Origin of the sequence: Streptomyces marianii, from assembly GCF_005795905.1 — a bacterium.
Lineage (GTDB): Bacteria > Actinomycetota > Actinomycetes > Streptomycetales > Streptomycetaceae > Streptomyces > Streptomyces marianii.
In genome coordinates this window covers 3002933-3018206 of the sequence record NZ_VAWE01000001.1, presented here as the reverse complement: position 1 = coordinate 3018206, position 15274 = coordinate 3002933, and the positions used below count along the sequence as shown (strand labels likewise).

General features: G+C 69.6%; 13 protein-coding genes and 1 pseudogene. 9 read left to right on the top strand and 5 right to left on the bottom strand.

Features of this window, described 5'->3' with window-relative positions:
• Positions 1 to 20: 20 nt before the first annotated feature.
• On the bottom strand, positions 21 to 1052 hold the full coding sequence (glpX, locus tag FEF34_RS13440; RefSeq protein WP_138053405.1) for a class II fructose-bisphosphatase: 1032 nt from the start codon (positions 1050 to 1052) through the stop codon (positions 21 to 23).
• A 124-nt stretch (positions 1053 to 1176) separates the two neighbouring features.
• Here glpX and FEF34_RS13435 point away from each other — a divergent pair, with 124 nt between their 5' ends.
• Positions 1177 to 1731, top strand: a complete 555-nt coding sequence (locus FEF34_RS13435) for a DUF4245 domain-containing protein (protein WP_138053404.1) — start codon at positions 1177 to 1179, stop codon at positions 1729 to 1731.
• 283 nt (positions 1732 to 2014) lie between these two features.
• On the opposite strand, the gene FEF34_RS13430 is transcribed toward FEF34_RS13435, so the two are convergent.
• The 3 genes from FEF34_RS13430 to xseA all read right to left on the bottom strand — a co-directional run bounded on the left by FEF34_RS13430 (position 2015) and on the right by xseA (position 4437).
• Positions 2015 to 2605: a malonic semialdehyde reductase gene (locus FEF34_RS13430; RefSeq protein WP_138053403.1), complete on the bottom strand. Its 591-nt coding sequence runs from the start codon at positions 2603 to 2605 to the stop codon at positions 2015 to 2017.
• 239 nt (positions 2606 to 2844) lie between these two features.
• Complete coding sequence (locus tag FEF34_RS13425) at positions 2845 to 3129, bottom strand: exodeoxyribonuclease VII small subunit (RefSeq protein WP_138053402.1); 285 nt, start codon at positions 3127 to 3129, stop codon at positions 2845 to 2847.
• A 96-nt stretch (positions 3130 to 3225) separates the two neighbouring features.
• Positions 3226 to 4437 carry an exodeoxyribonuclease VII large subunit gene (gene xseA, locus FEF34_RS13420; RefSeq protein ID WP_138053401.1) on the bottom strand — a complete coding sequence of 404 codons (1212 nt, stop codon included), beginning with the start codon at positions 4435 to 4437 and terminating at the stop codon, positions 3226 to 3228.
• A gap of 381 nt (positions 4438 to 4818) precedes the next feature.
• Between xseA and FEF34_RS13415 the strand changes: the two genes are divergently transcribed.
• Together FEF34_RS13415 and ppgK are read left to right on the top strand one after the other, a co-directional pair.
• Entirely contained in the window at positions 4819 to 5799 is a 981-nt protein-coding gene (locus FEF34_RS13415; protein WP_138053400.1) for a 4-hydroxy-3-methylbut-2-enyl diphosphate reductase, read from the top strand.
• Between the two features lie 121 nt (positions 5800 to 5920).
• Complete coding sequence (gene ppgK / locus FEF34_RS13410) at positions 5921 to 6664, top strand: polyphosphate--glucose phosphotransferase (protein WP_138053399.1); 744 nt, start codon at positions 5921 to 5923, stop codon at positions 6662 to 6664.
• Between the two features lie 178 nt (positions 6665 to 6842).
• Here ppgK and FEF34_RS13405 read toward each other — a convergent pair whose 3' ends face one another.
• Positions 6843 to 7496: a DUF6542 domain-containing protein gene (locus FEF34_RS13405; RefSeq protein WP_138053398.1), complete on the bottom strand. Its 654-nt coding sequence runs from the start codon at positions 7494 to 7496 to the stop codon at positions 6843 to 6845.
• Positions 7497 to 7679: 183 nt separating this feature from the next.
• On the opposite strand from FEF34_RS13405, the gene ychF reads away from it, so the two are divergent.
• The 6 genes and pseudogenes from ychF to FEF34_RS43910 all read left to right on the top strand — a co-directional run.
• Positions 7680 to 8768 (top strand): redox-regulated ATPase YchF, encoded by a 1089-nt coding sequence (gene ychF / locus FEF34_RS13400; RefSeq protein ID WP_138053397.1) that lies wholly within the window; start codon positions 7680 to 7682, stop codon positions 8766 to 8768.
• Positions 8769 to 9243: 475 nt separating this feature from the next.
• Positions 9244 to 10020 carry a class I SAM-dependent methyltransferase gene (locus FEF34_RS13395; protein ID WP_138053396.1) on the top strand — a complete coding sequence of 259 codons (777 nt, stop codon included), beginning with the start codon at positions 9244 to 9246 and terminating at the stop codon, positions 10018 to 10020.
• A gap of 5 nt (positions 10021 to 10025) precedes the next feature.
• On the top strand, positions 10026 to 12671 hold the full coding sequence (locus tag FEF34_RS13390) for an SUMF1/EgtB/PvdO family nonheme iron enzyme (RefSeq protein ID WP_234043080.1): 2646 nt from the start codon (positions 10026 to 10028) through the stop codon (positions 12669 to 12671).
• Positions 12668 to 12934 (top strand): hypothetical protein, encoded by a 267-nt coding sequence (locus tag FEF34_RS13385; protein WP_138053394.1) that lies wholly within the window; start codon positions 12668 to 12670, stop codon positions 12932 to 12934. The genes FEF34_RS13390 and FEF34_RS13385 overlap by 4 nt, the downstream gene beginning before the upstream one ends.
• Positions 12935 to 12951: 17 nt before the next feature.
• On the top strand, positions 12952 to 14214 hold the full coding sequence (locus FEF34_RS13380) for a hypothetical protein (protein WP_234042382.1): 1263 nt from the start codon (positions 12952 to 12954) through the stop codon (positions 14212 to 14214).
• Between the two features lie 204 nt (positions 14215 to 14418).
• Positions 14419 to 15204, top strand: a pseudogene (locus FEF34_RS43910) (helix-hairpin-helix domain-containing protein); the annotation flags it as partial.
• Between the last annotated feature and the right edge of the window lie 70 nt (positions 15205 to 15274).

Genomic DNA, 15274 nt, shown 5'->3' with positions numbered 1-15274 from the left:
GGTGTCCTCCCGGGCGCGGCCTACTTGGCGCGGTCGAAGTCGATGGCGCTGTAGGCGCGCAGCTTCGACAGCCGGTGGGTCGAGTCGATCTGCCGGATCGTGCCCGACTTGGAGCGCATGACCAACGACTGCGTGGTCGCGGTCGCGGAGCGGTAGCGCACGCCGCGCAGCAGTTCGCCGTCCGTGATGCCGGTCGCGACGAAGAACACGTTGTCCCCGCTGACCAGGTCGTCCATGAGGAGCACGCGGTCCAGGTCGTGTCCGGCGTCGAGGGCGCGCTGCCGCTCCTCCTCGTCCTTCGGCCACAGCTTGCCCTGGATCGTGCCGCCGAGGCACTTGATCGCGCACGCGGTGATGATGCCCTCCGGCGTGCCGCCGATGCCCATCAGCATGTCGACGCCGGTGCCCTCGCGCACGGCCATGATCGCGCCGGCGACGTCGCCGTCCGAGATGAACTTGATCCGCGCGCCCGTCTCGCGGATCTCCTTGACGATGCCCTCGTGGCGGGGGCGGTCGAGGATGACGACGGTGACGTCCTCGGGGGAGGAGTTCTTCGCCTTGGCGACCCGGCGGATGTTCACCGAGACCGGGGCGTTGATGTCGACGAAGTCGGCGGCCTCGGGACCGGTGACCAGCTTGTCCATGTAGAAGACCGCGGACGGGTCGAACATGGTGCCGCGGTCGGCGGCCGCGAGCACCGCGATCGCGTTCGGCATGCCCTTGGCGGTGAGCGTCGTGCCGTCGATCGGGTCCACGGCGATGTCGCACTCGGCGCCGGTCCCGTCGCCGATCCGCTCGCCGTTGAACAGCATCGGGGCTTCGTCCTTCTCGCCCTCGCCGATCACGACGACACCGTTCATCGACACGGTGCTGACGAGGGTCCGCATGGCTTTGACGGCCGCGCCGTCCGCGCCGTTCTTGTCGCCGCGGCCGACCCAGCGGCCGGCGGCCATGGCGGCGGCCTCGGTGACCCGGACGAGCTCCAGGGCGAGGTTGCGGTCCGGGGCCTCGGGCGAGACCTCGAGCTGGGACGGAAGATGATTCTCGGTCATCGGAGCGCACCTTTCTGTACGACGACGGCCGGTTGAAGAGGGTGCTGCGACTCTATCGGTACGTCGACAAAATGAGCAGAGGGGCCCACGTTTGAGCAGTCAACCTTGATGCGACCATAGTGCGGTGGCAGGCAAGCGAGGCAACCAGACAGTGCGCGGAATGATCCAGTCGATGACGGTCATCTGCGCCTTCGCAGGCGTCATCTACTTCTTCATTCCGCACGACGACTCCCTGGACCCGATCCAGCCCGTCGACTACGGCGTGGAGCTCACGACGGCACGCCGGGCGGCACCCTACCCGGTTGCGGCACCGGCCGGGCTGCCCGCGGGGTGGAAGCCGACCTCGGTGACCTTCCGGCGGGAGGACGGCCATGCCTGGCACATCGGGTTCCTGGACCCGGACGGGCAGTACGTGGCGGTCGAGCAGTCCACGGAACCGCCGCGGAAGTACGTCCCGAGGGTCACCCGGCAGGCGGCCCTGACCGAGCGCACCCAGCAGGTGGGCGGGGAGTCCTGGCAGCGCTGGGAGGGCCCCAAGTACGACGCGCTGGTCCGCACCGACAAGGGCTCCACGACCGTGGTGACGGGCACGGCCTCGTACGAGCGGCTCGCGCAGATGGCCGCGGCGCTCGACTCGCGGACCGGCGCCTCGCCGTCGCCCACTCCGCCGGCCTCCTGATCCGGTGATCCGGGACGCACGGCGGCCGCCGGCCCGATCGGCACGGTGGTGACCGGGCCGGCCCCGGACCGCGGGCGCCGTTCGCCCCGGCCCCGGGTCGCCCCCTGGGCGGTTCGCCCGCCCGGACCGCTCGACACCGGTCGCTCCGGCCGCGCACGGTTTCCTCGGGCCGCGCACCGGTCCCCCGGGCATGGCGAGGCCGCCGCACCGAAGCGGTGCGGCGGCCTGGTGCCGCGGTGTGTCCCGGTGGCGGCGGACGGTCCCGCCGGGCGCGGCGCGACGGTCAGACGGTGGTGACGACCTCGTCGAACGCCAGCCGCGGCGAACGCGGGAACCAGGCGCCCTCGCCGGGCTTGCCGATGTTGACGACCATCAGCGGGGTGTGGTCGTCGTCCAGGAACTCCTTCTGCACGCCGGCGAAGTCGAGGCCGGTCATGGGGCCGGCCGCCAGGCCGGCGGCGCGGACGCCGACGATGAAGTACGCGGCCTGGAGCGCGGCGTTCAGTACGGCGGACCGCTCACGGACCGGCCGCTCGGCGAAGAACGCGTCCTTGGCCTGCGGGAAGTGCGGGAACAGCTCCGGCAGCTTCTCGTGGAACTCGTTGTCGGCGGCGAGGATCGCGACCAGCGGAGCGGTGGCGGTCTTCGGCCGGTTGCCCTCGGCCATGTGCTTCACCAGGCGCGCGCGGGCCTCGGCGGTACGGACCAGAACGACCCGCAGCGGCGACTGGTTGAAGGCGGTGGGGCCGTACTTGACCAGGTCGTAGATCGCCTGGACCTGCTCCTCGGTCACCGGCTCGTCGGTGAAGGTGTTCGCGGTGCGGGCCTCGCGGAAGAGGAGGTCCTGGGCGGCGGGGTCGAGAACGAGGGACATGCTGCTTACCTTCCGATGAGCAAAGAGGATCAAGCTGAGCCCTCACCGTAGGACCGGAATAGATTAAGATTCAACTATTCAGGCCTTCGGGTGAGCCAAGTCACTCAACTTTCAATAACTCAACATTCAACTAAAACGGGTTCGCGCTTATGCCCGCCCCTGGACGTGAAGCCCGCAGCGCCCCGCCGTCCGGCGCGTCCGCTGCCTGCGAGGTGCCCCAGCGGTGGCCGGTCGGCGTCTCAGCCGGCCGCGTCGCTCTCGTCCCGGCCGCCACCGGCACCCGCCCCGGGGGCGCCCGCCGCCCCGTCCTGGGGTCGGCCCCGCTCCGCCAATGCCGCGTCCAGCCGCGCGCGGGCGCCGTCGAGCCAGCGGCGGCACACCTTCGCCAGCTCCTCGCCGCGCTCCCACAGCGCCAGGGACTCCTCCAGCGTCGTGCCGCCCGCCTCAAGCTGGCGTACGACCTCGATCAGCTCGTCCCGCGCCTGCTCGTAGCCGAGCGCGCCCTCGTCGGTGCTGGCCGTCATGTGATCCACCCTCGATTCCGCCTGTTGTCGTCCGGCCCTGCGCGCGCAGGCCGCTTCCCCCGGGGCCGGAGGCCGCGCCACGTCCCACCGTGCCGCTCAGCCGCCCGTCACCCGGACCCGGAACTCGCCCTCGGCGACCCGCGCCCGCAGCTCCTCGTCCGCCGCCACCTCGGCGGCCGCGCGCACCACCGTGCCGTCCTCGCGTTGCAGCACCGCGTACCCCCGCTCCAGCGTCGCCGCCGGCGACAGCGCGACGACGCGCGCGTGGGTGTGGGACAGCTCGGAGTCCGCGCGGTCCAGCAGGTGCCCCAGAACCCGTCGGCTGCGGGCGGCCAGGGCGTCCGTCTCGTGTTCGCGCTCCTCCACCATCCGGTGCGGATGTTCCATGACCCGCCGGTGCAGACAGTGCTGCAGGCCGCGTTCCTCGCGCTCCAGCAGGCCGCGGACCGTCCGCAGCGCGCGGTCCCGCAGCGCCTGCACCCGGTCCAGCTCCTCGCCGACGTCGGGGACGACCTTCTTCGCGGCGTCGGTCGGCGTCGAGGCCCGCAGATCGGCCACCAGATCGAGCAGCGGGGAGTCCGGCTCGTGCCCGATCGCGGACACCACGGGCGTACGGCAGTCGGCGACCGCGCGCACCAGCTGCTCGTCCGAGAACGGCAGCAGGTCCTCCACGCTGCCACCGCCGCGCGCCACGACGATCACGTCCACCCCGGCGTGTTCGTCCAGCTCCTTCACCGCCTGGATCACCTGGGGCACCGCACGCACGCCCTGCACGGCGACGTTGCGCACCTCGAAGCGGACGGCGGGCCAACGCCGCCGGGCGTTCTCCAGCACGTCCCTCTCGGCCGCCGAGGCCCGGCCGCAGACCAGGCCGATCAGCTGAGGCAGGAACGGCAGCGGCTTCTTGCGGTCCGGTGCGAAGAGCCCCTCGGCGCCCAGGGAGCGCTTCAGCCGCTCCAGTCGAGCCAGCAGCTCTCCGATACCGACCGGCCTTATCTCGGCGGCCCGGAGCGAGAGCTGCCCGCGCGGGGCGTACCACTCCGGCTTCGCGTGGACGACCACCCGCGCGCCCTCGGCGACGGCGTCCGCGACCGCGTCGAACACCTGCCGGTAGCAGGTGACGCTGACCGAGATGTCGTACGCGGGGTCGCGCAGCGTCAGGAAGACCACTCCGGCGCCCGGACGGCGCGACAGCTGGGTGATCTGCCCCTCGACCCAGACCGCGCCTAGCCGGTCGATCCACCCCCCGATGAGCCGTGACACCTCGCCGACGGGCAGGGGGGCTTCGGCTGACGTAGTGAGACCCATGCCCGCGAGCGTAGCGGCAGCCTCCGACACGCCCGGGCCGACGGCACCGCGCCCACTGCGCCGGGGGCGACGGCTCCGCTTCCTCCCCTCCCGGGTCGGCGGCAGCGCGCCCGGCCGTGTCCGGGCCGTGACCGCCACGTCCCGTGCGGCCCGGTCCCGAGCCCCGGAGACGTCCCGTGCGGCCCGGTCCCCGCGCCCCGCGTCCCGCCCTTCCCGGCACAGGCGTCGGCGCCGGCGTCGGTACCGGCGTCCGTCATGGGAGCCTCCGTCCTCGTACGTCCCGCCCCTCGGAAGGGATCACGAGGCGTGGTCGCGGACCCGTACCGGTCCTCAGCCTGTGGGCGATCGTTGGGCCGTCGGGCGCGCCCTTACGATGGGGGCATGACTGCAACGAACGCCCGCCGCGTCCTGCTCGCCGCACCCCGTGGCTACTGTGCGGGCGTGGACCGTGCCGTGATCGCCGTGGAGAAGGCCCTCGAGCAGTACGGCGCGCCGATCTACGTCCGCCACGAGATCGTCCACAACAAGTACGTCGTGCAGACCCTGGAGAAGAAGGGCGCGATCTTCGTCGAGACGACGGAGGAGGTCCCCGAGGGCTCCATCGTCATGTTCTCGGCGCACGGTGTGGCCCCGGTCGTCCACGAGGAGGCCGCCGAGCGGAAGCTGGCCACCATCGACGCGACCTGCCCCCTGGTGACGAAGGTCCACAAGGAGGCCGTGCGGTACGCGAAGGACGACTTCGACATCCTCCTCATCGGCCACGAGGGCCACGAGGAGGTCATCGGCACCACCGGCGAGGCCCCGGACCACATCACCCTGGTCGACGGCCCCCAGGACGTGGACAGGGTCGAGGTCCGCGACCCGTCCCGGGTGGTCTGGCTGTCCCAGACCACGCTCTCCGTCGACGAGACGATGGAGACCGTCGACCGGCTGAAGACCAAGTTCCCGCTGCTGGTCTCCCCGCCGAGCGACGACATCTGCTACGCCACGCAGAACCGCCAGATCGCGGTCAAGCAGATGGGTGCCGAGGCTGACCTGGTGATCGTCGTCGGCTCGCAGAACTCCTCCAACTCCAAGCGGCTCGTCGAGGTCGCCCTGGGCGCGGGCGCCCGCGACGCCCACCTCGTGGACTACGCGCACGAGATCGACGAGACCTGGCTGGACGGCGTCTCGACCGTGGGCGTCACCTCGGGCGCGTCGGTGCCCGAGGTGCTCGTCGAGGAGGTCCTGGAGTGGCTGACACGGCGCGGCTTCGAGGACGTCGAGATCGTCAAGGCGGCCGAGGAGTCGATCACGTTCTCGCTGCCGAAGGAGCTCCGCCGCGACCTGCGCGCCGAGGCGTCGTCGCTCGTCGAGGACTGACGGCCCGGGCCGGGAGCGGGAGGCCGGGCCCTCCGCAGGGCCCCGGTGCGACCTGGGGAAGTCCGGAGAAGGTCCCCTCGTCGGGGAGTGACGGTCAGCCCTTCCTCGTAACGTTGTGTCCATGAACGTCTTCGGAGTGGACATCGGCGGATCGGGGATCAAAGGCGCCCCCGTGGACCTGGACCGCGGCGACCTCGCCGAGCCCCGCCACAAGGTACTCACCCCCCACCCGGCCGCGCCCGAACCGGTGGCCGACTGCGTCGCGGAGGTGGTGCGGCACTTCGGCTGGTCGGGCCCCGTGGGGGTCACCTTCCCCGGAGTGGTCACCGGCTCGGTCATCCGTACGGCCGCCAACGTCGACAAGAACTGGATCGACGTCGACGCAGTCGGACTGCTGCGCGAGCGGATCGGCCTGCCGGTGACCGTGCTCAACGACGCGGACGCGGCCGGAGTGGCCGAGATGACCTTCGGCGCGGGCAAGGGTCGCAAGGGCACGGTGATGCTGCTGACCCTCGGCACGGGCATCGGCAGCGCGCTCTTCCTCGACGGCAGGCTCGTGCCGAACACGGAGCTCGGCCATCTGGAGCTGAACCACCACGAGGCCGAGAAGCGGGCGTCGACCAAGGTCAAGGAGGACGAGGGGCTGAGCTGGGAGCACTGGGCCCGCCGGGTCCAGAAGTACCTGGCCCACCTGGAGATGCTGTTCTCGCCCGAGTTGTTCATCATCGGCGGCGGCGTGAGCCGCAAGGCGGACAAGTTCATCCCGCTGCTCCACCACATCCGGGCGGAGATCGTCCCGGCCCAGCTGCAGAACAACGCGGGGATCGTCGGAGCGGCGATGACGGCGGCGGCCGTGCACGGCTGACGAGCACGGCCGGTCCGCGCCCGCCGACCGGCGATCCGGCCGAACGGCACGGCACACGCGGGGAGGCGCCCGTCACTCAGGTGACGGGCGCCTCGTCGTCGGGTGCCGTGAGGTGCCGCGGGCGTCCCCTCAGGCCCGGCGCGGTGCCCGGGGTCCTCAGATCCGGCGCGGCGGCTCCTCAGGCCCGGCGCGGCGGCCCGGACGGCCGGCGGGAACGGCGCCGGGTCGTCATCAGCCGGATCTTCCGCACGGTCGCGATCAGCCCGGCGACGAGCGTGCCCCCGTACAGCCAGCCCGCCTGCACGGCCAGCGCGGTGACCACGGCCATGATCTGGACGCCGATGCCCCCGGACCCGCCGGTCCCCTCCGAACCTCCCGTGATCGGTAGCAGCCCCACGGCGAAGGCGATCGGCACGCTGATCGGCGCGGTGACCAGGTCCGCGCTCCGTACCCAGAACGCGGTCAGGGCGCTCACCGGCAGGAACAGCACCCCGTACACGACGGCCGAGCCGTCGAACAGCAGCTGGTCGAGCGAGCCGATCACCAGCATGAGGACGCAGACGAACAGTCCGGCGCCGAGCCCGGTCAGCCGCGGGTTCGGCAGTCTGCGCAGGGCGGCCACCAGCGGGGGGCCCTGGCGCGCGGGCCGTGCGCCCGGCCGCTTGCCGGGCCGTTGCGGGGTTTCCGGCTGCCCCGCCCCGCCGGGCCGGGCAGTGACCCGGTACACCGAGGCACCCTCGATGAGGGCTTCCTTGGAGAGGGGGGCCTGCTGCGAAAGAGGGGCCTGCGGCCGCAGCCGCCTCGACGAGGTACCAGTCCTTTGCTGCTCCACGTGACCAAACGTAGGTCGCGATGGGCGATCAGTACGTCACGGGACACGCCCTTTGGGTGAGCTTGGTCAAGAGTTCGAGACATCGCACGCGTGACGTACTCCGTCGGGCCGCCCGTAAACTGGGGGATCGGCCCACTCCCGGGTCCGGCCACCAGCCAGTCCTCACTCCAGGAAGTCGCCAACGTGTCGCTCACGATCGGAATCGTCGGTCTGCCGAATGTCGGCAAGTCGACCCTGTTCAACGCCCTGACCAAGAACGACGTGCTGGCGGCCAACTACCCGTTCGCCACCATCGAGCCCAATGTGGGCGTGGTCGGTGTCCCCGACGCCCGGCTCGGCAAGCTGGCCGAGATCTTCGGCTCGCAGCGGGTCCTGCCCGCGACGGTCGACTTCGTCGACATCGCCGGCATCGTCCGGGGCGCCAGCGAGGGCGAGGGTCTGGGCAACAAGTTCCTGGCGAACATCCGCGAGTCCGACGCGATCTGCCAGGTCATCCGGGCCTTCGAGGACGAGAACGTGGTCCACGTCGACGGCAAGGTCTCGCCCAAGGACGACATCGAGACGATCAACACCGAGCTGATCCTGGCCGACCTCCAGACCATCGAGAAGGTCCTGCCGCGACTCCAGAAGGAGTCCCGGATCAAGAAGGACGTGGCGCCGAAGGTCGCGGCGGTCGAGGCGGCCAAGGAGATGCTCGAGAAGGGCGACACCCTCTTCTCCCAGGGCATCGTCCAGGGCTCGGAGAACGCGGAACTCCTGCACGACCTGCACCTGCTCACCACCAAGCCGTTCCTCTACGTCTTCAACGTCGACGAGGACGAGCTGACGGACGACGCCTTCAAGGACGAGCAGCGCGCACTGGTCGCCCCGGCCGAGGCGATCTTCCTCAACGCCAAGCTGGAGGCGGACCTCGCCGAGCTCGACGAGGAGGACGCCATGGAACTCCTCCAGTCCGTCGGCGCGGAGGAGCCCGGCCTCGCCACGCTGGCCCGCGTCGGCTTCAACACGCTGGGCCTGCAGACCTACCTCACGGCGGGCCCCAAGGAGTCCCGCGCCTGGACGATCAAGAAGGGCGCCACGGCCCCCGAGGCGGCCGGTGTGATCCACACCGACTTCCAGAAGGGCTTCATCAAGGCCGAGGTCGTCTCCTTCGCCGACCTGGTCGACACCGGCTCGGTCGCCGACGCCCGCGCGGCGGGGAAGGCGCGCATGGAGGGCAAGGACTACGTGATGCAGGACGGGGACGTGGTGGAGTTCCGCTTCAACGTTTAGTGTCTGCCATAGCATCGATGTAGCGATCTGGCAAACGTGCAGGTCAGACGGGGTTGGTCCCATTCGGGGTCGGCCCCGTCGTTGTATCCGGTGCTGGATCCGTGCTGGATTTCCTGACGTCTCGTCACCTGTCGTCATCCCTGGTCATCCGTACCGTTGCTGGATCGGCGCTGGATGTGACTGACGGGGCGTCAGTGGGATCGGCCGGGGTCCGGTGAAACCTGTAGCCAGAGGGCCACTGCGGGGCGGCTGGGGCGGTGACTGGGGTGGCGTGGCGCGCTCTTTCCCGCAATATCGTCGATCCGGGCTGCCGCGCGGCCCGTCGTGACGGGTGGCCGGCAGCCGGGAGAACAGGCCGTGGGGGTCAGAGCTGATGTTGGCCAGAACGTCCAGTTACAGCCTGTTGCCGATCAAGTACCCGCGATAGCCTGTCCTGTGCCCTGTACGGCACAATCGGCGGCACGCGAGGGGGATCGTGGAGGGGCGCGACGCGCGAGGGCACTACGAGGAGTTGGCAGCCGAATACGACGAGCACTGGGTCTATGGTCCGGACTACATTCCCTGGATGTCCGGCCGGATCGCTGAGGCGCTGCGGCTCGGCCCCACGGACCGGATCGCCGACATCGGCTCCGGTACGGGCCTGTTCGCTAGGGAAGTGGCCAAGCGGCTCCAGCCTCACCGTCCCGTTCTGTGCGTCGATCCTTCCGAGGCGATGCTCGGTCAGCTCGGAATGCCGCCTCCGGCCGACCTGACACCAATCGTTGCTTCTGCCGAGGACATCGCAGAAGGGCGTACACGACTGCCATACGAGCAGCTCGATGCGATGTGGCTGAAAGAGTCGGTGCATCATGTGGCCGATCCGGCGCACACGCTTCGCGGCCTGGCCGACCGGCTGGCGCCCGGAGGCCGGCTGCTGGTGGTGATGCTTCCGGCCACCATCCAGTACCCGCTGTTCGAGGCGGCCCTCGCGCGCTTCGAGGAACTGCAGCCGGACCCGGCCGTTATCGAGGGGCACTTGCGAGCTGTCGGGCTGTCGGCCGGTCTCAGCCATGTCGAGCATGAGCTGCGCATCGATCGGGACAAGTACCTCGGCATGGTGCGTGCCCGCTATATGTCCCTGCTGTCCACCTTCAGCGACAGCGAGATCGAGAAGGGCATCGAGGAGATGCGGGTCGCTCATCCGGAGCCTGTGCTCGTGTTTCCGGACCGGTTCGCGTTCATCCTCGGCCGGCGAGGTGGGGAGTCGGCGTGAGCACCATGGTCGATGAACGGCTGCGGCGCCTACGGAGTGAACTCGACGACCACTCGCGGATCGCCGATCGGTTGGGGCTTGATCTGGAGCGGCCGTTACGGTCGCTCAATGACGGCTATCCCGAGAACGCGGTTGCCCTGGTCGGGAAACTGACCGAGAAGCTGCTCAAGGAGCTGTGGCGCCATCATGGCGTCGAGGGCGATCCTTCGACGAAGGCCTTGAACGATCTGGTCAAGCGCTGCCGGCCGTACATTCGCAGCAGCACGGTTCTGGATGCGCTCGAGGACATTCGTCGGCTGCGCAACCGGTCCACACACGACGGGTACGACATAGGTGACGAGGACGGGCTGCTGGCGGTCCGCAGGCTCGTGGACGTGCTGGTCTGGTTCACCAATACAGGGAGCGCGGCCCTGCTCGGGGGCGAGCCCGACGTGGCGCCCGAGGTGGCGCGCCGCTGCGAGTTTCTTGCCGGGTTGTACGTCACGCTCGGCTACCGGCAGGCGAAGCGGTTCGTCCTCAGCCCGGACACGGTGTACCAGTTGTTCTGCCGTGAGTCGGGGATGCGGCTGGAATACGTGGAGTTGATGCTCTCCCGGGACGCCGACGACCTGAGCACCGTCCTGGCCTCCAGTGGTGGCGAGCTGTTACGCACCCGGCTGCCCAAGCTCACCCGATTCGTCGTCCTGGACGAAGACGGCGGTGCGGCACCCGGCGCCCTCCATCATATCTTGGGGCTCGACTTCCGTATCGTGCGTTACGACGGCTTTGTCGACACCATCGTCAATCTCGACATCCACCTCGCCGAACTCACCTCCGCGGTGAACCCGGAGGATCCGAGGGCCGCTGTCGCCGCGGCGGCGTTGACCACCGACCCGCGCACCGGTGAGTCGAGGACGGAGCAGTGCGGCGACGCGGCGGAGGTCTTGACGCGTCTGGTGCGCGGCAGTGCGAACGTCCTGGTCACCGGTCGTCCGGGGAGCGGCAAGAGCACGCTCTTGCGCTCGCTGGCCGTCAACCCGGAGATCCGCCGCTTCCGCTTCTACTTCGACCTCGGTCTCAAACCGAAGGACGAACCGTTCCCCGAGTACGCGGCCCGCCTTCTCGCCCCGGCCATGACGTCGGACCGCTCACGTGCCTACGAACTCTTCCTCTACCTCATCCGTTCCGGGACCGCACTGTGCGTGCTCGATGCCGTCGACGAGGGCGTCGAGGTACCAAGCCCTGCCGGTTTCCTGCGGCTCTTCACCGATCTCGCGGCCGTGCTGTCCGCCGAATCGGCGGTGGTCATGAGTTCACGGGTGTCCTTCCTCGCGGACTCACCCCAGGTACGTCAGCTGCTGGACAGCGGCGCGGGCCGCTCCGAGCAGCTGGTCGAGCAGATGTACGCGAACGGCGTCGACCCGTCACGCGTGCCGCACTTCCACGTCGTACGGCTGGCCGAACCCGAGGCAACCCCTCTCGAGACGCGCCTCACCACGGCGCTGAATCTTCCCGCGGGGAAGCCGCTCGCGGACATCCTCGGCGCTCACATCACGCGGACGCTGGCCGAGCGTGGGCAGCCCGACCTGGAGCAGCGGCTGCCCGCCGCGTTCGGACATGCCTTCCTCACCGACCGCACCGTGTTCTCCCTTCTCGACATCCACCGGCAGCTGGGAGCCAACGCATTCACGGACGGGCGCCTCGATCGCGACGCCTGTGTCCTCGCTCCGCTGCTGCGGCCCGCCGGCCCCGATCACGTTGCCTTCGTGCACACGGCGTACCAGGAACTACTGGCTGCCAGGTTTCTCGCTGAGCCGGCGAACCAGGACCTGGCAGCGGACCTTCCCGGCGGTGCCTTCCTCACCGAGCAGGTGCGCGCATTCCTCGCCGGTATGCCCGGCAGTCCGGAGACGGACGACTGCGTGCTGCCCGCCGGGGCGTACCTGGTCGGGCCGGTCGAACGGCTGCTGATCCGCCGCGTCGAGCGTCCCGTACGCTTCGACGGCCATGCCGTGACCGTCGCACGCTACCGCCGCTTCCTCGACGCCCTCGACACGGACGGCACCTCGGAGTGGGACCACCCCGACCAGCCGGCCAACGCCACACACCGCCCCTGGACCGACCGGCTGCGCCGGCCCGACTACTACGAGAATCCGCGCTACGACGCTCACCCTGCCATCTGCGTCAACTGGTGGAGCGCATACGCCTTCGCCGCGTTCGAGGGCAAGCGGCTGCCGACCTCCCTCGAGTGGGAGGCCGCCGCCCGTGGCACCGACGGACGCCTTTTCCCCTGGGGCGACACGCCGGACAGCATGCGTGTCAACTGTGCCGACACATGGGTGGGTCGACCTGTCGTGACGTATCAGGCGTGGTACCGGGACTTCGCAGGCAACACCGTTCGGCGGGCCGGGGCGACACCCGTCGACGAACGGCCGGGCAACCGTTCCCCGTTCGGCGTCCTCGACATGGTGGGCAACTGCTGGGAATGGACATCCACCATCCTGGACGACCCCGGCGAGGCCGTCATCTGCGGTGGCAGCTACGACAACCCGATGCGTGCGGTGCAGACCAGTAGCAAGGGCATCTACCGCAAGCGCGGCGGGAGCAACGCGGTCGGCTTCCGGTGCGTGGAAGACCTCGACACATCAGGGACGGAGGAGGCGCCGGCATGAGCGGCGGCGGGCCGCGTTACGGAACCATCGTGGACAGGCGTCCGCATGGTGGCGGGCTGAGCGGCGCGCTCGGCACCTATGTCGTCCGGGACGACGAGGACGATCGGTACTACGGCTTCGACTACCGGCAGATCGTGACCGAGGGATTCCGGACCATCCGCACGGGCGAACGCGTCCGCTTTCACATCAGCGCTGAGAGCCCCGACCGGGCGGAGTTCGTCATTCGCCTCGACCAGCCCGACCCAGCCGAGTACTACCGGTGACCATCCATGGAGTTCCGTTGCTCGAGAACGTCACAGGGGCACGCCAGGAGCTGACCGTCGTCCTCCCGGTGCGGTTGCTACGCGTCCCGGACTGGCCCGAAGGCCCATTTCCGTTCGAGCTGGGCAGCCGTCGCACCGACGCCCAGACTCGGTCCACCTACTTCGCCCCTGCCTCCGCACGCGCACTCTACGGGGCGCCCGGACGGCCGCGTCGCTGGCACCTGCCGCTGGACGTCAAGCACGACGGGCTGCACCTGCTGGGCATGGAACTTCTCCGCGCGGCCACCGCTCGCAATCCCGAGCACGCCCTCGTGGTCCTGCACTTCAGCGTGGAAAGACCGCTGCTGCCCCTACTGCGGGCCCTGGCCGGGCGGCAGCCGAATCCCGCCGACGAACCACTCACCGGGCCCTTCGACCCAGCCGGACTTCTCGCGGGCATCGCCGACGTCCGTGGCCCCGACACGCCATTCGCCATAGCCCGGCCCTACACCATCGCCTTCATGACGCCCACTGCGCGGCATGCCCCCGCCCTGCGAGCCGGCGCTGAGGGGGCATTGCCCGCCTCCGCGGACCGTTGGCTGTGGCAGCTGGCGTCGCGCTCCACGCCGGAGGACTTTCCCCTGCCTCCGGAGACCGCCGGCGAACAACTCAAGGACGCTGTAAGAATCTCGGCGGACTGGAGCGCCCTGGTGCTGCGCCAAGGGGCCGCCTTCCTCGGCCACCGGCCCGACACCGGTGCGGGCGACTTCTTCGAGTTCGGTGCGTTGCACTCCCGTACGGTCTATCTCGACGCCCTGCTCCTGGGCTCGCTCCAGCGAGATCACATCGACGAGCTCACCGACGAACTCTCCGAGGTGTTCAACTCGTCACGCCTCGCGCGCCGAGTCGCCGCGCTGGAGCGGAACATCGCCGTCTTCCGCAGCACCTACTGGCGACAGCACCTCACGGCACACGGCCCGGCGAACGACCTCCTGCTCACATTCCAGAACCAGCACCGGCTGCCCGCACGTTTCGATGAGATCCTGGCCGAAGCGGCCGACTACAGCAGGCTCGTACAGAATCAGGAGAGCCAGCAGATCAGTGGGGCCCTGGGCGTTCTCACCATTCTCGGCCTGCCACTCGGCACGGCCCTCAGCATCCTGCAAGTTCTCGATGACGACTCCACGACACACCTGCTCATCGCGCTCGCACTGTCGGTCGCCGCCACAGCCGCAGTCCTCACCACACGGTATGGGCGCCTGGTCCTGTCATCCCTGCGGGGCGGGGGTGGCAAGGCGTAGGACGCTGCGACCGGCGACTGCATCACAGCACGTCCACGTCATACGGGCCCGGATCGGACGAAGGCTCGGCTCCGTACGTAGGGTTCCGCCGATCCCAGCAAAGCGCATCAGCTCGAGGACCTTGATCTGCCTCTCGTGCAGGTCGGTCGCTCGTTTCGGTGAGCAGAACCTTGCGCTGCACGACAGACTGCCGTGTTGAGGCTCATGCTGGCCTCGCTGCACCACGACACGGCGTGCTCCGACTTCGTACCTGCCCTGGCCTTGGGAGATAAGCGCGTGGCCCATCACGTTCCCCCTGAAGTCGACGAGGTGATCGAGGGCGTCGTCGATCACCTGCTGCATGTCAGTTACGACGAGCGTACGGTGCTGCGGCTGACGTCGACGGGGGACGGTGAGGAGAGCATCACTGTGGTCGGCAAGGCACTCTTCGGGGCAAAGCCTGGAGAAAGCCTGCGCTTGCGCGGCTCGTGGAGTCACCATCCACGCTACGGCCGGCAGTTCAAGGCCGGAAGATGTGAGCGCACGGTACCCGCCGATGAGCGGGCGATCCGCCTCTACCTTGCCTCGGGCATGATCCGCGGCATCGGTCCCGCGCTGGCCGCGGCGATCGTGGACACCTTCCGCGATCAGACCTTGAAGGTCATCGACGCCGAACCGGAGCGGCTGCTGGAGGTCCACAACATCGGTGAGATCCGGCTCGGGCGGATCACGGCGGCCTGGCAGGAACAGAAGGCCATCGCCGAGATCATGATGTTCCTGCAGCAACTCGGGATCACGCCCGGGCTCGCGGTGAAGATCTACACCACGTATGCCGACACAGACGACGACCCGATCGATATCGTCCGCCGCAGCCCCTACCGGCTGTGCCGGGATGTGCACGGGGTCGGCTTCGTCAACGCAGACAAGATCGCCCTCGCCGTCGGCGTCCCCAAGCACAGCGAGGAACGGCTTCAGGCCGCGCTGCTGCACGAGCTGGACCAGGCCGGCGGCCAGGGCCACTGCCACCTGCCCGTCCGCGTCCTACTCGCCCGCACCCGCAAGCTGCTGACCGACGACGACC